We start from the raw sequence: 21,948 nt of genomic DNA on the forward strand, positions 1-21,948 counted from the left end.
TCTTCAGCATCGATGCGTTACTGCCCCAGTCCTTCGAGCAGAGGCACGAAGCTCACGCGTTCGAGCACGGTTTCCTCGATGCCCTCTTCGCCGCGCGTGTACAGGCACATCTGTTGGTGGCCGGCGCGGCCGACCGGGATGATCAGGCGTCCACCCACCGCGAGCTGCTCGAGCAAGGCCGGAGGCACGGTGACCGGCGCCGCCGCCACCAGGATCGCATCGAAGGGCGCATGGGCCGGCCATCCCTGGTAGCCATCGCCGTGACGCACGCGCACGTTGTTGATGCGCAGATCCATCAGCCGCTGGCGCAGCTTGTTGGCGAGCGCCTCGATGCGCTCGATGCTGAACACGCGCTTGGCGAGCTGCGCCAGCACTGCGCTCTGGTAACCGCAACCCGCGCCGACCTCCAGCACCCGCTCGAGCGGGCCGGTGGTGTACAAGGCGGCGGTCATGGCGGCGACGATGTAAGGTTGCGAGATGGTCTGGCCGAAGCCGATGGGCAGCGCGGTGTTTTCGTAGGCACGGCTGGCGAGCGCTTCATCGACGAACAGGTGACGCGGCGTGGTTCGGATCACTTCCAGCACCGCTTCGGTCTCGATGCCCATACGGCGCAATTGCTCCACGAGGCGATTGCGCGCGCGCTGGGAGGTCATGCCTATGCCACGGGGATCAGCCACTCGCTTGCACTTAGCTGGATGGTGAATGCGCCGACACGCTAGCGGCGGCGCCAGATGCTGTCAATTCACGGCGTCGCGCGCGGCGCCATGGCCACCTGCTTCGCAAGCGATGCGTCAAGCGACTCAACGGGGGTTCAACAGGAATTCGAGTAGCGCCTTCTGTGCGTGGAGGCGGTTGCCCGCCTCGTCCCACACCACGCTGGCCGGATGGTCGATGACCTCGGCGGTCACTTCCTCGCCGCGGTGGGCCGGCAGGCAATGCATGAACAAGGCCGACGGCGCCGCGAGCGCCATGAGTTCGGCGTTGACCTGGAAAGGACGGAACACTTCACGGCGCGCGTCTGCTTCCTGTTCCTGGCCCATGCTCGCCCACACGTCGGTCACCACCAGGTCGGCGTCGCGCACCGCGGCCTTGGGATCGTGCCCGAGGCTCACGCGCGCGTCGCCGATGGGATGGACCGTGACGCTCGGCGCATAGGCCGCCGGCGTCGCCACGCGCAGTTCGAAATTCATGAGCCGCGCGGCGCTGATGAAGGTGTTGCACATGTTGTTGCCGTCGCCAACCCAGGCCACGCGCTTGCCGGCGATATCACCGCGATGTTCGAGGTAGGTCAACAGATCGGCCAGCACCTGGCAGGGATGCAGCGTGTCGGTCAAGCCGTTGATGACCGGCACCGTCGCGCAGCGCGCGATGCGCTCGACGGTGTCGTGGGCAAAGGTGCGCACCATGATGGCGTCGGCCAGTTGCGACAGCACGCGCGCGGTGTCTTCCGGCGGTTCGCCGCGGCCGAGTTGCGATTCCTGGCTGGACAGGAAAATGGCCTTGCCACCGCCCTCCGCCATCGCGCCCTCGAAGGACACGCGCGTGCGGGTCGAGGACTTCTCGAAAATCATCGCCAGCGTCTTGTGCGCGAACAAGGGCGGGCGACGACCGGCGCGCCGCCAGCGCTTGAGTTCCAGCGCCCGATCCAGCAGCGCGCGGATCTCGTCGCCGCCGAGGTCGTCTAAGGATAGGAAGTGCCGTAGCGCCATGAGCGTGCCCGCGAACTCAGGCCGCGTGGCCGGTGAATTCGTTGATGAGGCCGGCCACCCGAGTCACCACTTGCCGAGCCTCGTCGTCCGACAGGATGAGGGGCGGCAGCAGGCGCACGGTCTTGTCGGCGGTGACATTGATCAAGAGCCCCTGGGCGAGGGCCAGCTTGACCAGGTCGTAGCAACCGCGATCGAGCTCGATGCCGAGCATGAGGCCATGGCCGCGGATGCTGACGACTGCCTTGTTGCCCGCCAGCGCGTGCTTGAAATCGGCAACCATGCGCGCGCCGAGCGTGCCGGCACGTTGCACCAGGCCGTCGCGCTCCATGGTATCGATCACCGCCAGCGCCGCCGCCGACACCAGCGGATTGCCACCGAAAGTCGAACCGTGGGTGCCGGGCTGCAGGACCTCGGCAGCCGCGCCGCGCGCCACGCAGGCGCCGATCGGCACGCCGTTGCCGAGTCCCTTGGCGAGCGTCATGACGTCCGGCACGATGCCGTGATGCTGATGGGCGAACCAGCGTCCGGTGCGCCCCATACCGGTCTGCACTTCATCGAGCATCAAGAGGATGCCGCGGTCGTCGCAGATTTTGCGCAGCGCCGCGAGATAGCGCGCCTCCGGCACCACGATACCGCCTTCACCTTCGACCGGTTCGACCAGCACCGCGACGACGTCGGCATTGCCGGCGGCGTTGCCGACCGCGTCGACATCGTCATAGGGCACCCGCACGAAACCTTCGACCAAGGGCTCGAAGCCGGCGTGCACCTTGGCGTTGCCGGTCGCACTCAAGGTCGCCAGCGTGCGGCCATGGAAGCTGCCGTCGGTGACGATCACCGCGGGCCGCGCCACGCCTTTTTCATGGCCGAACTTGCGCGCGATCTTGATCGCGGCCTCGTTGGCCTCGGCGCCCGAATTGCAGAAGAACACGCGGTCCATGCCCGACAGCGCGCACAGCCGAGTGGCGAGTTGTTCCTGGCGTTCGACGCGGTAGAGATTGGAGGTGTGCAGCAGGCGTGTGGCCTGGGCGGCGATGGCGGCGGTCACGTCGGGATGGGCGTGGCCGAGGCCGCATACCGCGATGCCCGACAGCGCGTCGAGATACGGACGTCCCTCGGTGTCCCACAACCACGCGCCGCGACCGTGACTGAACGTCACGTCCATGCGCCCGTAGTTCGACATCAATCCTGGTATACCCGCTGCTGCCATAGCCTTCATGCCCCGCCAAAAAAACAAAACCCGGCCGCATGGCCGGGCTGCAGAGTGAAACGGGATGCGCGCGACTGTCAGCGCATCCTGTTGCGCATTGTGCGAAAGAGTCCCGTATTATGCAACACAAGCCCCGCTGAAAAGCCAATGGAAACGGTGAGATAGAGTGGATTCCATCGCCTTGTCACTGTTCGTCAAGCGGCTCTCGTCCATATGCCGCGAGATGGGCGCGACGCTGCGTCGCGCGGCGTTGTCGCCCAATATCAAGGACCGACTGGATTATTCCTGCGCGCTGTTCGACGCGCGCGGCGAACTGTGCGCGCAGGCCGCCCACATCCCGGTGCACCTCGGCAGCATGGCCTTCGCGATGCGCGGCATCGTCAGCGCCATCGATTGGCAAGCCGGCGACATGATCATCGTCAACGACCCCTACCTGGGCGGCACCCATTTGCCGGACGTGACCGTCATCGCGCCGCTGTTCATCGATGGCGCCTGCGTGGCCTTCGTCGCCAACCGCGCCCACCACGCCGACATCGGCTGCGCGCGCCCGGGTTCCATGCCCTTGTCGCGAACGCTCGACGAGGAAGGCCTGGTGATCGCGCCGCGACACCTGCTGCGCGGCGGCCAAGCCGATGCCGACATGCACGCCCTGCTGGCGGCGCGGCTGCGCAACCCGGCGGCGACACTGGCCGATCTCGCCGCCCAGGTCAGCAGCAACCGCATCGGGCTGGAACGTCTCGGCGCGTTGTTCCGGCGCCTCGGCGCGCGCGACTTCGAGAACGGCCTGGCGGCGGTCAACGATTACGCCGAGACGCTCGCGCGCGGCGCGCTCGCGGCGCTGCCGGCCGGCACCTATGTATATGTCGACGCGCTCGATGGTGACGGCATCGTCGCCGGCCAGGTGCCGCTCAAAGTCGCGGTCACCCTCGCCGACGGCCGCGCGCGGGTCGATTTCAGCGGCTCTGCCGCGCAGGTGGCAGGCAACCTGAACTGCCCGCTGGCGGTCACCGCGGCCGCCGTCTATTACGTGTTCTACAGCCTCATGCCGCGCGACACGCCGCCGTGCGCCGGCTCGCTGCGCCCGCTCGAGATCGTGGCGACACCGGGCTCGGTGTTGAACGCCGCGCGGCCGGCGGCGGTCGCGGCCGGCAACTGCGAAACCAGTCAGCGTATCGTCGACGTGATCTTGGGCGCGCTCGCCCAGGCGCTGCCGCAACGCATTCCCGCCGCCGCCAACGGCAGCATGAATAATGTCGCGATGGGCGGCGCGGGCTGGGACTATTACGAAACCATCGGCGGCGGCACCGGCGCCCACGCCGGCAATCACGGTCTGGACGCGGTGCACTCGCACATGACCAACACCTTGAACACGCCGGTCGAAGTGCTGGAGATGACTTATCCGCTGCGCATCCGGCGCTATGCCATACGACGCGGTAGTGGCGGCGCCGGGCGCCATCGCGGCGGCGACGGCATCGAACGCTGCTACGAGTTTCTGGCCGACGCGGCGGTGACGGTGCTCAGCGAACGCCGCGATACCGCGCCGTGGGGACTGGCCGGCGGCGCGGCCGGCGCGCGCGGGCGCAATGCCCTCAACGACACGCCGCTCGCGAGCAAATGTGAAGTCGATCTCAAGGCCGGCGATCGCCTGACGGTGATGTCCGCCGGCGGCGGCGGCTGGGGCGCGGCTTAATCCCCCAGCGAATGCCCGTTTGAAAACACGGGCGAAAATCTTAGACTGCCGGCAACCCTCGCGGCCCGCCGAGTTCGAACGGTGGCGGCGCTGGCACCCATCATATTGAAGGAGAGCGTATGGACGCCCTGGAACGTATCAAGAACATCGTCGAGACCAATCCCATCGTGATCTTCATGAAGGGCACGCCGCAGTTTCCGCAATGCGGCTTCTCGATGCGCACGGTCGAAGCCCTCAAGGCCTGTGGCGTCGACTTCCACTCGGTGGACGTGCTGGCGGAGCCGGAAATGCGCCAGAACCTGCCGCGCTATTCCGACTGGCCGACCTTCCCCCAGGTGTTCATCAACGGCGAACTGGTTGGCGGCTGCGACATCGTGCTCGGCATGTACCAGAGCGGCGACCTGCAGCGCATGACCCAGGAAGCCCTGGCTTAAGTCAGCTTCTCATTCCCTTATCGACGGTGTGCGCCGGTCTCCAACGGCGCACACCCCGCCCCGGCGTCGCATGACGCCCCTGCTCAGGATTTCATCCACACGCACTGACCGCGACTGGCCTTGTCGACGGCCTTGAGCGCCAGCTCGTGCGCCGCCAGTTCCTCGGCGCTCGGCATCACCACCACCAGCGAACTCGGTCTTTGCAGTGGCCGCGCCTGGGCGCCGGGGTGACGCTCCTGGCGGCGTCCGGCATCCAGCGCCAGCGTCGCCTGGCCGCCGGTCATGGCCAGGTACACCTCCGCCAGCAGCTCGGCGTCGAGCAGCGCGCCGTGACGTTCGCGATGGGCGTTGCTGACGTCATAACGTTTGCACAGCGCGTCCAGGCTGTTGCGCTGGCCGGGGTGCATCTCGCGCGCCAGCGGCAAGGTGTCGAACACCGTGCAGTAGTCCTCGGTGCGGCCCCACGCCGGTCCGAGCCGTTCCAATTCCATGTTCAGGAAGCCGACGTCGAAGCTCGCGTTGTGGATGACAAGCTCGGCGCCGCGCACGAACTCGACGAACTCCATGGCGATGTCGGCGAAGGTCGGCCGCTCGGCGAGATCGGCGAGGGTGATGCCATGCACCTCGACCGCGCCGGCGTCGATGTCGCGCTCGGGATTGATGTACTGCTGGTAACGGCGCTCGGTGATGCGCCGGTTGACGATTTCCACGCAGCCGATTTCGATGATGCGGTGCCCCTGCGAGGCTTCCAGGCCGGTGGTTTCGGTATCGAGCACGATTTGACGCATGACTGTCTCCACGGCGCGCGCTCAGCGCGCGGCCAGCATTTCATCGATGGCGGCATTGGCCAGGCTGTCGGCCAGTTCGTTGTCGACGTGCCCGGCGTGCCCCTTCACCCAGTACCAGCGCACCTCGTGGGCGGCACAGGCCTGGTCCAGCAACTGCCACAGGTCGACATTCTTGACCGGCTCGCGATTGGCGGTCTTCCAGCCGCGTTTCTTCCAGTTCGCCATCCATTCGGTGATGCCGTTCTTCACGTATTGTGAATCGGTGTGGATGTGAACGCGACTCTTGCGCGTCAGGGCGCCGAGCGCCTCGATGGCGGCGGTCAGTTCCATGCGGTTGTTGGTGGTGCTCGCCGCGGCGCCCTTGATATGCCGTTCGCGCCCGCGATAGCGCAGCAGCGCGCCCCAGCCGCCCGGGCCGGGATTGCCGCGGCAGGCGCCGTCCGTGTAGATCTCGACGACGTCGGCGTCGCTGCTCATGGCGCGGATTTGCCGCGCAGACGCGCGCGCGTGGTGGGTTCGATGACGCTGCCGGCGACCAGCCGCCGGCGTTGGCGCCAGCTGGCGCGCAGCGGGGTCAGGCCTTCGACGCGCTTGCGCGCGACGATGAGATACATGTTGCCGAGCACCGGCCAGCAGAACGCCCCCAGGCGCTCCATGAATTCGAGATGGAGATTGAGCTTGGCGCCGCGCGCCGGCGGTCGATAGCTGCCGCGCTCGACGTGCAGCACGTCGAAGCCGAGCAACTGCAGCCAGTCCTTGACCCGCGCCACGCCGATGAAGCGACCATGCCAGGGCGCGCGCCCCTGCCAGCGGCTCAGCAGCGAACGCACACCGAACAAGCTCCAGGGATTGAAGCCCAGGATCACGAGATGCCCTTCACCGATCAGCACACGCTCGGCTTCGCGCAGCACGCGGTGCGCGTCGATGGCGTACTCCAGCACGTGCGGCAGCACCAGCACGTCGATGGAGTTGGCCTGCAGCGGCAGCGCGTCCTCGACGCAATGCATGTCGGCCTCGACGTTGAGCGTATGCCCGAGATCGATGCGCACCTTGTGCGTGACGCGACTGGCATCGATGAGCCCGTCGACGTGGTGACAACCGAGTTGCACGATGTGGAAGCCGAACAGATCCGGCAGGTAGCGAGCCAGCAGCCGACGCTCGACCTCCGCCAGCAGGCTGCCGGGAGGCGCCTGGTACCAGCGCCTCAACGCCGCCGCGAGGCCGGCGTCGCCGAAACCTTCGTTGGAATTTATTTTCATCAAAAACAGACAGATAAATGCGAAAGCGCGGCGTGGGCCGAGGTCAGGAAACGGTCGGAAGCTTGGCACGGGGCCACGCGCCGGCGCAACGCTTGGGGTTGACCTCGGCCCCCGGGCCTTTCTACATTACCCCCATGTTGGGGGGAAACCACATCCGGACAGGGGCTTTTATCGCCCTGCTCAGCGCTGCGCTTTTCGGCTGCACGGTGCCGGTCCCGTTCGTTCAGAACACACCGCATCCGGGGCCGCAGGTGAAGCCTTTGACGCTGCCCGAGGAGCCCGACGCACCGGCGCCCGCACGCGAAGTCGTGCGCAACGTCGAAGAGCCGGTGCAGGGCCCCGACCTGTGGCGCAAGATTGGCGACGGCCTCACGCTGCACAAGACCCCGCATCATTTCCCGCGCCACCCCCTGAAAAAAGTTCAGTACGCCAAGAGCGTCATCGAAAACGGCGCCGTGCAATCCCGTCCCTACCTGCACTTCGTGGTCAGCGAACTCGACAAGCGCAAGTTGCCCTACGAACTGGCGCTGATTCCCCTTCTGGAAAGCGGCTTCAATCCCGCTGCGGGCTCGCGCGGCGGGCCGGCCGGTCTGTGGCAACTGATCCCGAGCACCGGTCAACGCTTCGGCCTCGAGCAGACGTCCTGGTACGACGGTCGTCGCGACGTGGTCGCCAGCACCGACGCGGCGCTGCATTATTTCGAGCAGCTGCGCGATCACTTCAATGGCGACTGGCTGCTGGCCATCGCCGCCTACAACTGCGGCGAGCGCACCGTGCAACAGGCGGTGGCGCGTAATCGCGATCGCGGTCGCCCCACCGACTTCTGGTCGCTGAGCCTGCCGGGTGGCACGCGCGCCTACGTCGAACGCCTGATCAATGTCGCGGCGCTGGTCGCCGAGCCGGCCGCGTTCGGCATCAAGCCTGTCGAGATCCCGAACCGCCCCTACTTCGACGTCGCCGACGTCGGCATCAACCTGCCGCTGTCGCGGATCGCCGGTGCCAGCGGTCTGTCCGCCAAGGAATTGCTGACCATCAATCCCGCCTTCGTGCGCCAGACCACGGTGGCCGGCGCGACCCGCGTGCTGGTGGCCCACGGTCATGGCGATGACGTGGTGTTGGCCTTGTCGTCCTTGTCCGACGAAGTGCGGCGTCTGCCCGAAGTCCGTAGCGAAGTCGCCCAGGCAGCGCCGAGCCGCGCCGGTCAGCGTCAACACACGGTGCGCGCCGGCGATTCACTGTCGCTGATCGCGGCGCGGGCCGGCGTGTCGGTACGCGCGCTGCGCGAGGTAAACCACCTTGGTTCGACCAAGCTGCGCCTAGGCCAGGTCCTGCGACTGCCCGACAGCGCCAAGCGCGTCGCCGATGCCAAGGGCGGCAAGGCGCCGCGCGTGGCCGTCAAATCGGCGCCCGCGGTGCACGTGGTCAGCAATGGCGATAACCTGTGGGACATCGCCAAGCGCCACCACGTGAGCGCCGAAGCCCTGGCGCAAGCCAACGGCCTCACTGCGCGTAGCGTGCTCAAGCTCGGACAAAAGCTGCGCTTGCCGAGCGTCGCGGCGCGCGGCGAACTGCCCGGCGTGTCGCTGGCCAACGCCGACACCGCCGAAGAACCGCGCTACCAGGTCCGGGAAGGGGATTCTCTGTGGACAATATCTCGGCGCTTCAATGTCTCGGTCGACGCCCTGAAGAAGTGGAATCGGCTGCCGACCGACACCACGCCGCTGCAACCCGGACAACGCCTCGTCATCAACGGCGAAACCTGAGCGCCGCCGCCGTCGCGCGGCCCATTCCCTTGCGCGTTCCATGCCCGGCGATGCCGGCGCCATGATGCATCCGCGCCGGTCTTCCCTGCCCACGGGCCTGCTGCGCACCTGCGCCGCCGCCCTGCTGCGGGTGCTGTGCCGGGTCGAGGTGCGCGGCCTCGAGCACCTGCGCGCGGCCGGTGCGCGCGTCATGCTGGTCGCCAATCATCCCTCGCTCATCGACGGCCTGCTGCTGTACCTGTTCCTGCCGCTCGAGCCGGTGTTCGCCGTCAGTCCCGCCACCGCGCGCCGACCGTGGGTACGAGCGCTGTTGCGTCTGGTCGACTGGCACGAACTCGACACCCTCAACCCCGGCGCCATCAAGTCGCTCACCCACCTGCTGCGTGACGGCCGCGCGCTCATGATCTTTCCCGAAGGCCGCGTGGCGACCAGCGCGGCGCTGATGAAAATCTACGAAGGCGCGGCGCTCATCGCCGAGCACGCCGAGGCCGAGCTCCTGCCGGTCGCGATCGACGGTCCGCAGTATTCGCATTTCTCGGGCCTGCGCGGCAAGGTGCGGCAACGCTGCTTGCCGGCCATCACCCTGACGGTGTTGCCGGCGCGCCGCCTCGCGGTGCCAGCCGAGGCGCGCGGCAGCGAGCGGCGGGCGCGCGCCGCCGATGCGCTGCTGACCACCATGCTGGAGGTCAGCTACACGGCCGCCTTTCACCACGAGACGCTGTTCGCGGCGGTGGTGCGCGCCGGTCGCAACCATGGCATGTCGCAATGCGTGCTGGAGGACGCCACCGGCGCGCGCCTTCGCTATCGCGATCTCCTGACCCGCGCGCTGGTGCTGGGCGGCGCGCTCACGCGACAACTCGGCGAGCGCGAACGCGTCGGCGTGTTGTTGCCGAGCACCGCCGCCACGGTCGTCACCTTGCTCGCCTGCGCCTCGCGTGGGCGCCAGACCGCGATGCTGAACTTCACCGCCGGCGCGCGTGGCCTCGTCACCGCCATCGAGACCGGCAACGTGCGCCTGGTGGTGACCTCGCGCGCCTTCATCCAGGGCGCCGCGCTGGAGGCCGAGGTGAGCGCCATCGAGGGCCTGGTCAAGCTCGTGTACCTCGAGGATCTGCGCGCAACTATCGGCCCGCTGGCCAAGCTCGCCGGCGCGTTGGCGGCGCGCGTGCCGCTCACCGCGCTGCGCCTGCTGGGTGGCGCGGTCGATGCCGGGCAGGCCGCCGTGGTGCTGTTCACCTCCGGCTCGGAGGGCATCCCCAAGGGCGTGGTGCTGTCGCACGCCAACCTGCTCGCGAACTTCGCGCAGGTGCAATCGCTGCTCGATCTCACGCGTGGCGACCGCGTGCTGAACGTGCTGCCGGTATTCCACGCCTTCGGCCTGCTGGGCGGCGTACTGCTGCCCTTGCTGAAGGGCTGTCCGAGCTACCAGTACCCGAGCCCGCTCCACTACCGCCTGGTGCCCGAGCTCTGTTACGAACTGAACGTCACCTGTCTGTTCGGCACCAACACCTTTCTGCGCGCCTACGCGCAGCATGCGCACGACTTCGACATGCAGCGCATGCGTTACGTGATCGCAGGTGCCGAGAGACTCACCGACGACACCCGCGCACTGTGGGCGGAGCGCTTCGGGGTGCGCATCTTCGAAGGCTACGGCGCGACCGAAGCGAGCCCGGTGATCGCCGTCAATCATCCCCTCGCCGCGCGCCGCGGCAGCGTCGGCAGACTGCTGGCCATGACCGAACACTATCTCGAGCCGGTGGCGGGCATCGCCGAGGGCGGCGAACTGGTGGTGCGCGGTCCGAACATCATGCAGGGTTATCTCTTCCACGGCAGCGACGGCACCATCATTCCGCCGTGGACACAGCGCAACGGCGCCGGCTGGTACGCGACCGGCGACATCGTCGCGCTGGACGACGACGGCTACGTGAGCATCAAGGGCCGCGCCAAGCGCTTTGCCAAGGTTGGCGGTGAAATGGTGTCACTGGCGATCATCGAGGAGTTGGCCGCGCAACTGTGGCCGCGCGGCATACACGCCGCGCTGGCGGTGGCCGATGCACGCAAGGGCGAACAAATCGTGCTGTTCAGCGATACCGAGGCGGTCAATCGCGCCGACCTGTTGGCGGCGCTGCGTACCGCCGCGCACAGCGAGCTGGCACTGCCGCGACACATCATCCATCACGATGCCATGCCGCTGCTCGGCTCGGGCAAGATCAACTACCCGGCGTTGCGCGAACTGTACCTGCGCCAGCAGGCCTGAACGCGCCGCGCTGGCGCCGCCTCAGTGCGACTGGATGGAATTGCCGTTGATGGTGGCGTCGTAATCCATGAACTTCACGTCGTAGGTGCCGCGCTTCAAGATCTTGGCCACCTCTTCGTCGTTCACGTAGCCCGCCACGTAGGTCAGCAGTTCCTTGTCGCTCTTGCCGAACTCGGCGCGGTGCTCCTCGAAGATCTTGGACAGCTTGGCGGCCTGCAGGGCGGCGGAGAAACGGTTGCGACGCTTGTCGTTGATGAAGTCACGGGCCGCCGCTTCGAGCTGCTGATCGACTTGTTCGCCGGTGAAGGCCTGCGAACGCAGCTTGGGCGCCGACGAGGTGGCCGGCACGATGCCGAAATACACGCGCGGGTCCTTGAACTTGCGCAGGATGTCGCCTTCGATGGCATTGAGATCGAAGCCGCGGCCGCCGATCTTGATGTTGCTGCCGAAGAAGGTCATGTGATCCATCATGCCGTTGGGCGATTTGCCGTCGATGATGTTCTTGATCACCAGCGCGTTGTAGACGTTCAGCCAGAAAGCGAGCTTTTCCTTGTCGTCGGTCAGCGAGTCGAGATTGAACTCGGCCAGCGATTCGAGGTACTTGGTGAAGCGCACGTTGCGCGCGATGGCGGGATAATCGACGTAGCCATCCTTGACGTGCTCGGACACCACGCCGTCGAACAGCGCGTTCAAGGCGCGCGAATCGGCGGCCTGGGCAACGCTGGCGGTGACCAGCAACAGGCCAAGCGCGAGGAATCGGCCGGCCAGCACGAGGGAGTTCAATGATGCCTTCACTGGAGTTACCTGTGTCATGAACGAATTTCAGCTTGGGCGCCAACGGTCAGCGTCGAGTACCGAGCCGTGCCGGCGCCGCGGCGCGCGGCGTGGCCGATGGGCCCGCCCCGGTCCGCGGGCGGCAGTGTACACGACTCCCTTCGACGTGGCCGCGCGCCGGCCCGGTCGCGCGCCGTGAGCCGCGGGCGGGCGGCGCTGCTGGCAGCGCTGGTCATCGGCGTGCTGGCGATACTGGCCCTGGATCCCGGCGCCTACCTCAACCTCGCCACCCTGAAAGCACAGCAGGCGCGACTCGCGACTTGGGTCAGCGCCGACCGCGGCACGGCCATGGCCTGGGGCTTTGCCACCTACGTGCTGGTGACGGCGCTGTCGATCCCCGGCGCGGCGGTCATGACCCTCGCCGCCGGCGCGCTGTTCGGGTTCACATGGGGCACGCTGCTGGTGTCCTTCGCCAGCACGCTGGGCGCGACCTGCGCCTTCCTGGTGGCGCGCCACGTGCTGCGCGGCGCGGTGCAGGCGCGCTTCGGCCATCGGCTCGAGGCCATCAACCGTCGTATTCGCAGCGACGGGCCATCCTACCTGTTGAGCCTGCGCCTGGTGCCGCTGTTCCCGTTCGTGGTGGTCAACGTGGTAATGGCCTTGACGCCGATCCGCGTGCGCGACTTCATGCACTACAGCCAGCTCGGCATGCTGCCGGCGACCATGGTGTACGTGAACGCCGGCACGCAGCTCGCGCGCGTCGAATCCCTCGGCGATGTGCTGACGACGCCGGTGCTGGTGTCGTTGCTGCTGCTGGGCCTGTTTCCATTGCTGGCCACGCACCTGCGGGACGCGCTCAAGCGTCGACGTTTCCTCGCCGACCATCCGCCACCGGCGCAGGTCGATCGCAACGTGATCGTGATCGGCGCCGGCTCGGCCGGGCTGGTGGCGGCGCTGATCGGCGCCAGCCTGCGCGCCAAGGTCACGCTCGTCGAGCAGCAACGCATGGGCGGCGACTGTCTCAATACCGGCTGCGTGCCATCCAAGGCGCTGTTGAAAGTGGCGCGGCAGGTGCACCAGGCGCGCCATGCCGCGCGCCTCGGCATTCGTCACATGAGCGTCGAGTTCGATTTCGCCGACATCATGGCGCGGGTGCGCGAGGTCATCGCCGAGATTGCGCCCCATGATTCGGTGGCGCGCTTCGAAAGCCTCGGCGTCGAGTGCATACAAGGCAACGCGCGGCTGCTGTCACCCTACCGCGTGGCGGTGGGTGAGCGCGAGATGTCGGCGCGCGCCATCATTCTCGCCACCGGCGCCGAGCCCCACGTGCCGCCCATCCCGGGACTCGACGCGATTGCCTATCTCACTTCCGACACGCTGTGGGATCTGCGGCGCCTGCCGCCGCGCCTGCTGGTGCTGGGCGGCGGCCCTATCGGGTGCGAGCTGGCGCAGGCCTTCGCGCGGCTCGGCAGCGAAGTGACGGTGGTCGACATGGCGGCGCAACTATTGCCGCGCGAGGATGACGAAGTCGGCGCGCTGCTGGCCGAGGTCTTTCGCGACGAAGGCATACGGGTCGAGCTCAACGCGCGCGCCACGCGCTTCGTCAGCGACGACGACGGCCGCACCCTCATGTGCGAGCGCACCGACGGCGACCAGCGCCACGGTTTCAGCGTGGCTTTCGATGAAGTCATCATCGCGCTTGGTCGACGCCCGCGGGTGCAAGGCTTCGGCCTGGAAGAACTCGGCGTGCCGCTCACCGACAACGGCGCGCTGGCGGTCAACGATTATCTCGAAACCCATCTGCCCAGCGTGTTTGCCTGCGGCGACGTGGCGGGCCCTTACCAGTTCACCCACGCCGCTTCGCACCAGGCCTGGTACGCGACCGTCAATGCCTTGTTCGGCAACCTCAAGCGTTTCGCCGTCGATTACCGCGTCATGCCCTGGTGCACCTTCGTCGATCCGGAAGTGGCGCGCGTCGGCCTCAACGAGCGGGAAGCGCGCGCGCGGGGCATCGCCTTTGAAGTCACGCGCTACCCGCTCGCCGAACTCGATCGCGCCATCGCCGACGGCGCCACGCAAGGATTCGTCAAGGTGCTGACACCGCCCGGCAGCGACCGCATCCTCGGCGTGACCATCGTCGGCGAGCATGCCGGCGAGATGATTGCCGAGTTCGTGCTGGCCATGAAGCACGGGCTCGGCCTCGGCAAGATCCTCGGCACCATCCATGTCTACCCGACGCTGGCCGAGGCCAACAAGATGGCGGCCGGCGCCTGGCGTCGCGCGCATGCCTGGCCGCGCGTGATGGGGTGGCTGGCGCGCTACCACGCGTGGCGGCGCGAGGGCTGAGCGCGGCGACACCTTTCGAGCGCCCGCGCCCAGCGTTTATCATCCCGCCATCCCACAGGTCGACATCATGCACACCATCATCCAGCACATCCGCGACGTGGCGGATTTCCCCAAGCCCGGCATCCTGTTCAAGGACCTGACGCCGCTCTTGCGCAACCACGAAGCCTTGGCCTATGCCTGCCGCGAACTGGTCAAACCGTTTCGCGACGCGGGCGTGACGGCGGTGCTGGGCATGGAGGCGCGCGGCTTCGTGTTCGGCGCGCTGGCGGCCAATGAACTCCAGGTCGGCTTCGTGCCGCTGCGCAAACCCGGCAAGCTGCCGGCGGCCACCAGTTCGGTGCGCTACGACCTCGAATACGGCAGCGCCGAGTTGCACATGCATGACGATGCCATCGGGCCCGGCGACACCGTGCTGCTGGTCGACGATCTCATCGCGACCGGTGGCACCGCCGCCGCCAGTCTCGAACTCGCGCGCCGCGCCGGCGCCAAAGTCGCGGGCTGCGCATTCGTGGTCGAGCTCGATTTCCTCGGCGGTCGCGCCGCGCTCGGCGACTGCCGCGTGCATTCCCTGGTGCATTACTGATTGAACGCCGACGACCTCAGCGCGCAGGCGGTCCTCGACTTCTGGTTTGCCGGCGTCGGCGACGATGCCGACGCGCTCGCGGCGCGCAACAAGGTTTGGTACAGCACGAATCCGCGCTTCGACGACGAGATTCGCCAACGCTTCGGTGGGCTGGTCGAGGCGGCCGAGCGCGGCGAACTCAAGCTGTGGAAGCTGAGCCCGGCCGGCACGCTGGCCCTGATCGTGGTGTGCGACCAGTTCCCGCGTAACATCCATCGCGCCACGCCGCGCGCCTTTGCGCTCGATGCGCGCGCCCAGGCGCTGGCGCGCGATGGCGTGGCGCAAGGCATAGACCGCGCCCTCGGCGTCGCCGAGCGCAGTTTTTCTACCTGCCGTTCGAGCATGCCGAAGACCGCGAAGCGCAGGCGCGCTCGCTGCGCTGCTTCGAACAGCTGCACGCCGACGCGCCCGTCGCACTCAAGGATTTCACCGCCGATGCGCTGCACTGGTCGCGCGATCATCACGACATCGTGGCGCGCTTCGGACGCTTCCCGCATCGCAACCTGGTGCTTGATCGCGAATCGACGCCGGACGAACTCGCGTTCCTCGCCGCCCATCGCAATCACTACGGGCAGGGCTGAAGCATGTGCCTGGTACTCATCGCGCATCGCGCCTGCCCCGGCTATCGGCTGATCGTCGCCGCCAACCGTGATGAATTCCACGGCCGACCGACCGCCGCCGCGGCCCACTGGCAGGATCATCCCGACATCGTCGCCGGTCGCGACCTGGAAGGCGGCGGCACGTGGCTCGGCATGCACGTCGATGGGCGCTTCGCGACCGTGACCAACGTGCGCTCCGGCCATGCCGTGCGGCGCGGACCGCGCTCACGCGGACTCATCGTCACCGACTTCCTGCTCGGCGACAGCGACGCCCACGCGCACGCGCGGCAGCTCATGACGAGCGCGCGCGACTACGACGGCTTCAATCTGCTGAGTTGGGACGGCGAGCAGCTCGCGTGGCTGTCCAACCAGGTCGAGGCGCCACGGCTCCTGGCGCCCGGCGTGCACACCTTGAGCAATGCGCTGCTCGACACCGCCTGGCCCAAGACCGACCGGCTGCGTCATGCCTTCAATCGCGTCATGGCCGAGCATGCACACGACCCGATCACGGGCCTGCTGGCGGTGTTGCGCGACAACACGCGCGCCGCCGACGAACATCTGCCCGACACCGGCATCGGCCACGAGCGCGAGAGCTGGTTGTCGTCGATCTTCATCGAGGGCGCCGGCTATGGCACGCGCTGTTCGAGCGTGTTGACCATCAGCGACGCGGGTCACGTGAGTTTCCATGAACGTCGCTACGACGGCCACGCCGAGATCAGCGGCGACAGTCGCTTCGAGTTTGAACTGCCCGCGAGCCGCGGTTAGCATCAAAACACCATGCCGAATTCCGCCCGCCAATTGAGCCCGTCAGCGCCCGCCGCATCGCTGGCGCAGCGTTACGCCGAGGTGCGCGCGCGCTCGCTGGCGCTGGTCGCGCCGCTGTCCGCGGAAGACGCCTGCGTGCAGGCCATGCCCGACACCAGTCCCGCCAAGTGGCACCTGGCGCACGTCACCTGGTTTTTCGAGACTTTCCTGCTCGAGGCGCGCGAAGCGAATTTCAAGGCTTTTCACCCGGCATTCCGTGAGCTGTTCAATTCCTACTACAACGCGGTCGGCAGGCAATTTCCGCGGCCCCAGCGCGGTCTGCTGACGCGGCCTTCATTGGCGCAAGTGCTCGCCTACCGCGCCGACGTCGATGCGCGCATGGCGCGCATCATTGCCGATGCCGACGCGACCACCGTCGCGCTCATCGAACTCGGTCTGAATCACGAACAGCAGCACCAGGAGCTGCTGTTGATGGACATCAAGTATCTCTTGTCGCTCAATCCGCTGGCGCCGGCCTACCGCGAGACGGCGCCGCCACCCTCCGCGCCGGCCGAGCCACTGCGCTGGCACGCGCAGACCGGCGCCATCGTGCGTGTTGGCCATGACGGCGCGGGGTTTCATTTCGACAACGAAACGCCGCGTCACGACGCGCTGCTTGCGCCCCACGCGCTGGCCTCGCGCCTGGTCAGCAACGGTGAATACCTCGCCTTCATGCGCGACGGCGGCTACCAGCGCGCCACGCTGTGGCTGGCCGATGGCTGGGCAAGCTGTCAGCGCGAAGCCTGGCAGGCGCCGCAGTACTGGCGCGAAGTCGATGGCGCGTGGTTCGAATTCACGCTTTGCGGTCTGCACCCGCTCGATGTCGACGCGCCGGTCTGCCACGTCAGTCACTACGAAGCCGATGCCTATGCGCAATGGGCTGACGCGCGTCTGCCAACCGAGTTCGAATGGGAAGCGGCCGCCGCCGCCACGCCGCCGCTCGCCAGCGACGATGATGAAGGGCAACACCTGCATCCGCGCGCCACGCGCAGCGGCGCGGCGTTCGACGACCTGTTCGGCGCGGTGTGGCAATGGACGCGCTCCGCCTACCTGCCCTACCCCGCTTTCAAGGCGCCGGCCGGCGCCGTCGGCGAGTACAACGGCAAGTTCATGAGCAACCAGGTGGTCTTGAAAGGCAGTTGCTGCGCGACGCCGGCGGGACATGCGCGCGCCAGCTATCGCAATTTCTTCTACGCGCACCAGCGCTGGCCGTTCACGGGCATACGCCTGGCGCGGGATGCGTGAGGGCTTGATTGCCAGCGTGCGAATGAATTCGCACCTACACGGGCGGCGTCATTCTTTGTAGGTGCGAATTCATTCGCACACAGGAACCCGCCGTCCCTCTAACTGCTCAAGCCGCCATTGACCTTCAAGGTCTGCCCGGTGATGAAGGCCGCTTCGTCGGAACACAGGAACAGCGCCGCCGCCGCCACGTCCTCCGGCGTGCCGAAGCGCGCGAGCGGGGTCTGGGCGATGACGCGGTCGCGATACTCCGGCGCCATCTCCGTTTCGGCGAACGCCGTCGTGATCCAGCCCGGCGCCACTTCGTTGACGCGCACGCTTGGCGCCACGCTGCGCGCGAACGAGCGCGTGAAACCGGTGACGCCGGCCTTGGTCGCGGCGAACATCTCGGGATGGCGTTCGGCCATGCCGCGTAGCGCCAGATCCCAGGACATGTTGAGGATCACGCCCTGCCCTTGCGCCTGCATGCGCGGCGCCACCGCCCACGCGCACAGCATGGTGCCGCGCAGGTCGACATCGATGAGACTGGCGAGCTTGGCGAGATCGCTGCCCTTGGCGCCGTCGCCGGTCAGGATGTCGGCGCCGGCGATGTTGGCCCAGATGTCGATGCCGCCCAGCAGGCGCACGGCTTCATCGACGAGGCGATCAATCGCCAAGGGCTGCGCGACATCGGCCTGCACCGCATGGGCGCGACCGCCATCGGCCTCGATGTCGCTGACCACCGCCGTCGCGCGCTCCACCGAACGCGCGTAGTTGACCACCACCGTCGCGCCTTCGCGCGCGAAGGCCAGCGCCACGGCGCGACCGATGCCGCTGCTGGCGCCCGTCACCACCGCGCGCTTGCCGAGCAGGCGCAGGCTCATGCGCTGGCCAAGGCGGCTTTGATCAACGCCTGGCCTTCCTCCTGGATGCGGCGCAGGTGATCGGCGCCACGAAAACTTTCGGCGTAGAGCTTGTAGACGTCCTCGGTGCCTGACGGGCGCGCCGCGAACCAGCCCTGCGCGGTCACCACCTTGAGACCGCCGATGGCGGCGCCGTTGCCGGGCGCATGGCTCAAGGCGGCCGTGATCGGATCGCCCGCCAAGGTGGTGGCGGTCAAGGCGCTCGGGCTCAAGGCGCCGAGGATGGCCTTCTCGGCCGGCGTCGCCGCGGCATCGATGCGCGCATACACCGGCTCGCCGAGTTCACTCACCAGCTGCCGGTAACACTCGCCCGGATCGCGGCCGCGCACTGCCATGATCTCGGCCGCCAGCAGGTCCATGATGAGACCGTCCTTGTCGGTGCACCACACGCGTCCGTCCTGGCGCAGGAACGATGCGCCGGCGCTCTCCTCGCCGCCGAAGCCGAGTTCACCCGACAACAATCCGGGCACGAAATACTTGAAGCCTACCGGCACTTCCACCAGCGGTCGGCCGAGACGCGCCGCCACGCGATCGATGAGGCTGCTGCTGACCAGGGTCTTGCCGACGCCGGCCTCGCGCCGCCAGCCGGGCCGCGCGCCGAACAGGTAATCGATGGCGACGGCCAGGTAGTGATTGGGATTCATGAGCCCGACGCTGGGCGTGACGATGCCATGGCGATCGCAATCGGCATCGTTGCCGCAGGCCAGCGAGTAGCGGTCCTTCATGGCGATGAGCTGGGCCATGGCGTGGGGCGACGAGCAGTCCATGCGGATCTTGCCGTCCCAGTCGAGCGGCATGAAGGCGAAGCGCCCATCCACCACGGGATTGACCACGGTGATATCCAGCCCGTAGCGCTCGGCGATGGGCGCCCAGTAGTCGACCGCCGAACCGCCCAGCGGATCGATGCCGATGCGCAGCCCCGCCGCGCGGATGCGCGGCATGTCGACGACCGCACCGAGATCCGCCACGTAATGCGCGATGTAATCGTGGCGATGGGTGGTGGCGGCGCGCAGCGCCGCGGCGAGCGGCACGCGCTTGACGCCCGCGAGCCTGGCCGCCAGCAGTTGGTTGGCGCGCTGTTCTATCCACTTGGTGATGTCGGTGTCGGCCGGTCCGCCTTGCGGCGGGTTGTACTTGATGCCGCCGTCCTGCGGCGGATTGTGCGAGGGCGTGATGACGATGCCATCGGCATGGCCGCTGTCACGGCCGTGGTTGTAGGTGAGGATGGCATGGGAGATGGCCGGCGTCGGCGTGTAGCCGTCGCGCGCATCAATCATGGTATCGACGCCATTGGCGGCCAGCACTTCCAGGCTGTCCTGCCACGCCGGCGCCGACAGCGCATGGGTGTCACGGCCGAGATACAAAGGCCCGCTGGTGCCCTGCGCGGCGCGGTAGTCGCATACCGCCTGCACCACCGCCAGCACGTGCGCGCTGTTGAAACTGGCCTTGAATGCCGAACCGCGATGACCCGAGGTGCCGAAAGCCACGCGCTGCTCGCGGCTGCCGGCATCGGGCGTGATGTCGGTGTAGGCGGCCAGCAAGGCATCGACATCGATGAGGTCAGCGGGCTCGGCGACGAGGCCGGCGCGGGCGTGCACGGACATGAAAACTCCTGGGCTGGGGCGTATCAGGGATATGGTGTCACTGTCGCGCCGACATTGGCATGACCTGGCGCGCAGCGCGCGGCTTTTTCATTGCACGACGCGTCGCGCGCGCCACGCCAGCAGCGCGGTCAAGGCCAGCGCGGCAAGGTTCAGCGCCGCCGAACTCATGAAGGCCGCGCCATAGCTGCCGGTCACATCGAACAGCCAGCCCGCGACATAGGGACCGATGGCGGCGGGCGCACCGGCCACGGCGAAGATCATGCCGACGATGGCGGCGACGTGGGCGCGACCGAAAAGATCGCCGCACAACGGCGGCAGCAGCGTCACCCCGCCGCCGTAGGAAAAACCGAACACCGTCGCCGCCACCCACAGCGTAGCCAGGCCGTGGGCGTCGGCGAACAGCATGAACGCCGCCGCCTGCAGCGCGAACACGCCGAGCAGGGCCGGCATGCGGCCTATCCAGTCCGACAGCACGCCGGACGACAGGCGTCCAACCGTGCCGCCGATGCCGATGGCGCTGATTACCGAGGCCGCCGCGACGCGACTGATGCCGAGATCCTCGGCATAGGCCACCGCGTGCACGAACGGCACGAATACCGGCACCCAGGTCAGGAAATAGATGGCGATGAGCAACAGGAAGGGTTCGGTCCAGCACACTTCGTTCAATGTTTTGCCCGGGCCGAGCGCGCTGACCACGGGCGGCTCGGCGTCACCGTCGGGCCACAGGCCGACGGACTCCGGGTCGCGCACCATGAAGCGCGCCGCCACCAGCATGCAGCCGGCCGCGACCACGGCGGTGATGGCCAAGGTCCAGCGCCAGCCGACCAGACCAATCAAGCTCGCGGCCAGCGCCGGCACCAGCAGGTTGCCGAGGCTGCCGCCGCTGGAGGCAACCGCCACCGCCGTGCCGCGACGGCGCGTGAACCAGCGCGACACCGTGGCATTGCACGGCACCCATGCCACGCTCATGCCGAGCGCGGCGACCAGGCCCAGCGTGAGATTGAGATGCCAGGGTTCATGCACCAGCGCGCTGGCGCCCCAGCCAAGGCCGAGCAGGATGGCGCCGACCGTGATCACCGGCCGTGGCCCGATGCGATCGGTGGCGCGTCCGGTGGCGGCGCTCAGGGCGCTGTAGAGAAATACATACAGCGAATACGGCAGTGCGGTGGCGGCACGACTCCAGCCGAGTTCGGCGGCCATGCCGCTGGCGAACACGCCGTAGCTGAACTGCAGCCCATAGGCAAAGAACAGCACGCTGAAAGCGGCGGCCACCACCTGCCAGCCGCGAAACACGCCACGCCCTTCGCTCAGGGCTGCTGTGCCCACGCCTGCATCACGGCCGGCCACACCGGCACCACCGAGGTCATGGCCGCATTGGCCTCGTCGCTGGCCTTGCGTTGCACCGCTTCGCTGAACACCTGCACGCCGTCGCCTTTCAAGAGCGCCACCGCCATCTGGTTGGTGTCGGCGTTCCAGACCAGGCCGGCTTTCTCGGCGACCTCGGGAATGGGCGTGAACTTCGAGACCACGAAGAACAAGGGGCCCTGCTGTTGCAGTTGGTCGGCGGTCTTCAACAGCTGCAGGGCGGTGTCGTAGTTGGGCCCGAGCAGCGCTGTCATGCGATCCCGGATCAAAGGCTGGTCGTAGAGATGCACGACATTCGGGTCGAGGCCGACCAGGGGCTTGAGCAGCGCCCACATCAGCTGCGCCGGGCTCGGCAGCAACATGGCCGGCGCGAGACACGCCGACAGCGGCACCGACAGGCAAACACACATGGCCGCCACACGCAGCTTGAGCGCGATACGCATCGTCAGAATTTCATCCCAATGGCAGGGCCGCCATGGTGAGTGGCGAGGCCCCCGAAAGCAAGGCCGCGCCGCGTGACGGCGCGCCGCGCTTCGTTCGATAATCACGGCGCCGAGCGCCATCGTCGTCAACATGACACCAG

The 21,948-nt window shown here is 67.7% G+C and carries 19 protein-coding genes and 1 pseudogene; 9 read left to right on the forward strand and 11 right to left on the reverse strand.

All coding sequences use genetic code 11. The features are described from left to right. Positions 1-17 precede the first annotated feature (17 nt). The 3 genes from IPM80_21685 to IPM80_21695 form a co-directional block, all read right to left on the reverse strand. Positions 18-653 (reverse strand): protein-L-isoaspartate(D-aspartate) O-methyltransferase, encoded by a 636-nt coding sequence (locus tag IPM80_21685; protein ID MBK8960960.1) that lies wholly within the window; start codon positions 651-653, stop codon positions 18-20. Positions 654-800: 147 nt separating this feature from the next. Then, positions 801-1,709: an ornithine carbamoyltransferase gene (gene argF / locus IPM80_21690; GenBank protein ID MBK8960961.1), complete on the reverse strand. Its 909-nt coding sequence runs from the start codon at positions 1,707-1,709 to the stop codon at positions 801-803. Positions 1,710-1,725: 16 nt separating this feature from the next. Then, on the reverse strand, positions 1,726-2,916 hold the full coding sequence (locus IPM80_21695; protein MBK8960962.1) for an acetylornithine transaminase: 1,191 nt from the start codon (positions 2,914-2,916) through the stop codon (positions 1,726-1,728). Between the two features lie 166 nt (positions 2,917-3,082). Between IPM80_21695 and IPM80_21700 the strand changes: the two genes are divergently transcribed. Further along, complete coding sequence (locus IPM80_21700) at positions 3,083-4,606, forward strand: hydantoinase B/oxoprolinase family protein (GenBank protein ID MBK8960963.1); 1,524 nt, start codon at positions 3,083-3,085, stop codon at positions 4,604-4,606. A gap of 119 nt (positions 4,607-4,725) precedes the next feature. Then, on the forward strand, positions 4,726-5,040 hold the full coding sequence (gene grxD / locus IPM80_21705; protein MBK8960964.1) for a Grx4 family monothiol glutaredoxin: 315 nt from the start codon (positions 4,726-4,728) through the stop codon (positions 5,038-5,040). An 83-nt stretch (positions 5,041-5,123) separates the two neighbouring features. On the opposite strand, the gene dnaQ is transcribed toward grxD, so the two are convergent. From dnaQ to IPM80_21720, 3 genes are read right to left on the reverse strand one after another with little or no spacing between them, the layout of a single operon-like run. Beyond that, positions 5,124-5,828 carry a DNA polymerase III subunit epsilon gene (gene dnaQ / locus IPM80_21710; protein MBK8960965.1) on the reverse strand — a complete coding sequence of 235 codons (705 nt, stop codon included), beginning with the start codon at positions 5,826-5,828 and terminating at the stop codon, positions 5,124-5,126. A 21-nt stretch (positions 5,829-5,849) separates the two neighbouring features. Further along, positions 5,850-6,305 carry a ribonuclease HI gene (gene rnhA / locus IPM80_21715; GenBank protein MBK8960966.1) on the reverse strand — a complete coding sequence of 152 codons (456 nt, stop codon included), beginning with the start codon at positions 6,303-6,305 and terminating at the stop codon, positions 5,850-5,852. Next, positions 6,302-7,087: a methyltransferase domain-containing protein gene (locus IPM80_21720; protein MBK8960967.1), complete on the reverse strand. Its 786-nt coding sequence runs from the start codon at positions 7,085-7,087 to the stop codon at positions 6,302-6,304. The genes rnhA and IPM80_21720 overlap by 4 nt, the downstream gene beginning before the upstream one ends. A gap of 260 nt (positions 7,088-7,347) precedes the next feature. On the opposite strand from IPM80_21720, the gene IPM80_21725 reads away from it, so the two are divergent. After that, on the forward strand, positions 7,348-8,850 hold the full coding sequence (locus tag IPM80_21725) for a LysM peptidoglycan-binding domain-containing protein (protein ID MBK8960968.1): 1,503 nt from the start codon (positions 7,348-7,350) through the stop codon (positions 8,848-8,850). A 61-nt stretch (positions 8,851-8,911) separates the two neighbouring features. After that, entirely contained in the window at positions 8,912-11,107 is a 2,196-nt protein-coding gene (locus IPM80_21730) for an AMP-binding protein (protein ID MBK8960969.1), read from the forward strand. 21 nt (positions 11,108-11,128) lie between these two features. Here the strand turns inward: IPM80_21730 and IPM80_21735 are convergent, their stop codons facing one another. Then, a complete protein-coding gene (locus IPM80_21735; protein ID MBK8960970.1) occupies positions 11,129-11,902 on the reverse strand; it encodes a DUF547 domain-containing protein in 774 nt (257 codons plus the stop codon). A gap of 96 nt (positions 11,903-11,998) precedes the next feature. On the opposite strand from IPM80_21735, the gene IPM80_21740 reads away from it, so the two are divergent. From IPM80_21740 to IPM80_21760, 5 genes and pseudogenes are all read left to right on the forward strand, one after another. Then, a complete protein-coding gene (locus IPM80_21740) occupies positions 11,999-14,227 on the forward strand; it encodes an FAD-dependent oxidoreductase (protein ID MBK8960971.1) in 2,229 nt (742 codons plus the stop codon). A gap of 67 nt (positions 14,228-14,294) precedes the next feature. After that, a complete protein-coding gene (locus IPM80_21745; GenBank protein ID MBK8960972.1) occupies positions 14,295-14,810 on the forward strand; it encodes an adenine phosphoribosyltransferase in 516 nt (171 codons plus the stop codon). Further along, positions 14,811-15,430 (forward strand): annotated as a pseudogene (locus IPM80_21750) (DUF924 domain-containing protein). A 3-nt stretch (positions 15,431-15,433) separates the two neighbouring features. Then, on the forward strand, positions 15,434-16,213 hold the full coding sequence (locus IPM80_21755) for an NRDE family protein (protein MBK8960973.1): 780 nt from the start codon (positions 15,434-15,436) through the stop codon (positions 16,211-16,213). 12 nt (positions 16,214-16,225) lie between these two features. Beyond that, positions 16,226-17,497 (forward strand): ergothioneine biosynthesis protein EgtB, encoded by a 1,272-nt coding sequence (locus IPM80_21760; GenBank protein ID MBK8960974.1) that lies wholly within the window; start codon positions 16,226-16,228, stop codon positions 17,495-17,497. A gap of 98 nt (positions 17,498-17,595) precedes the next feature. Here IPM80_21760 and IPM80_21765 read toward each other — a convergent pair whose 3' ends face one another. From IPM80_21765 to IPM80_21780, 4 genes are all read right to left on the reverse strand, one after another. Beyond that, positions 17,596-18,357, reverse strand: coding sequence for an SDR family oxidoreductase (locus IPM80_21765; GenBank protein ID MBK8960975.1), 762 nt, complete (start codon positions 18,355-18,357; stop codon positions 17,596-17,598). Beyond that, positions 18,354-20,000, reverse strand: a complete 1,647-nt coding sequence (locus IPM80_21770) for an alpha-D-glucose phosphate-specific phosphoglucomutase (protein MBK8960976.1) — start codon at positions 19,998-20,000, stop codon at positions 18,354-18,356. Before IPM80_21770 ends, IPM80_21765 begins: the two co-directional genes overlap by 4 nt. A gap of 87 nt (positions 20,001-20,087) precedes the next feature. Beyond that, positions 20,088-21,326, reverse strand: coding sequence for an MFS transporter (locus IPM80_21775; GenBank protein MBK8960977.1), 1,239 nt, complete (start codon positions 21,324-21,326; stop codon positions 20,088-20,090). Further along, positions 21,308-21,808, reverse strand: coding sequence for a hypothetical protein (locus tag IPM80_21780; protein MBK8960978.1), 501 nt, complete (start codon positions 21,806-21,808; stop codon positions 21,308-21,310). The genes IPM80_21775 and IPM80_21780 overlap by 19 nt, the downstream gene beginning before the upstream one ends. Positions 21,809-21,948 lie beyond the last annotated feature (140 nt).

The sequence above is a fragment of the Pseudomonadota bacterium genome (assembly GCA_016719885.1).
Classification (GTDB): domain Bacteria; phylum Pseudomonadota; class Gammaproteobacteria.

Coding starts and splice junctions, on each gene's coding strand:
- IPM80_21760 (MBK8960974.1), top strand. CDS start 16,226: ATGCCGAATTCCGCCCGCCAATTGAGCCCGTCAGCGCCCGCCGCATCG.
- argF (MBK8960961.1), bottom strand. CDS start 1,709: ATGGCGCTACGGCACTTCCTATCCTTAGACGACCTCGGCGGCGACGAG.
- IPM80_21695 (MBK8960962.1), bottom strand. CDS start 2,916: ATGGCAGCAGCGGGTATACCAGGATTGATGTCGAACTACGGGCGCATG.
- IPM80_21745 (MBK8960972.1), top strand. CDS start 14,295: ATGCACACCATCATCCAGCACATCCGCGACGTGGCGGATTTCCCCAAG.
- IPM80_21770 (MBK8960976.1), bottom strand. CDS start 20,000: ATGTCCGTGCACGCCCGCGCCGGCCTCGTCGCCGAGCCCGCTGACCTC.
- rnhA (MBK8960966.1), bottom strand. CDS start 6,305: ATGAGCAGCGACGCCGACGTCGTCGAGATCTACACGGACGGCGCCTGC.
- IPM80_21730 (MBK8960969.1), top strand. CDS start 8,912: ATGATGCATCCGCGCCGGTCTTCCCTGCCCACGGGCCTGCTGCGCACC.
- dnaQ (MBK8960965.1), bottom strand. CDS start 5,828: ATGCGTCAAATCGTGCTCGATACCGAAACCACCGGCCTGGAAGCCTCG.
- IPM80_21685 (MBK8960960.1), bottom strand. CDS start 653: ATGACCTCCCAGCGCGCGCGCAATCGCCTCGTGGAGCAATTGCGCCGT.
- IPM80_21720 (MBK8960967.1), bottom strand. CDS start 7,087: ATGAAAATAAATTCCAACGAAGGTTTCGGCGACGCCGGCCTCGCGGCG.
- grxD (MBK8960964.1), top strand. CDS start 4,726: ATGGACGCCCTGGAACGTATCAAGAACATCGTCGAGACCAATCCCATC.
- IPM80_21780 (MBK8960978.1), bottom strand. CDS start 21,808: ATGCGTATCGCGCTCAAGCTGCGTGTGGCGGCCATGTGTGTTTGCCTG.
- IPM80_21740 (MBK8960971.1), top strand. CDS start 11,999: ATGGGCCCGCCCCGGTCCGCGGGCGGCAGTGTACACGACTCCCTTCGA.
- IPM80_21765 (MBK8960975.1), bottom strand. CDS start 18,357: ATGAGCCTGCGCCTGCTCGGCAAGCGCGCGGTGGTGACGGGCGCCAGC.
- IPM80_21755 (MBK8960973.1), top strand. CDS start 15,434: ATGTGCCTGGTACTCATCGCGCATCGCGCCTGCCCCGGCTATCGGCTG.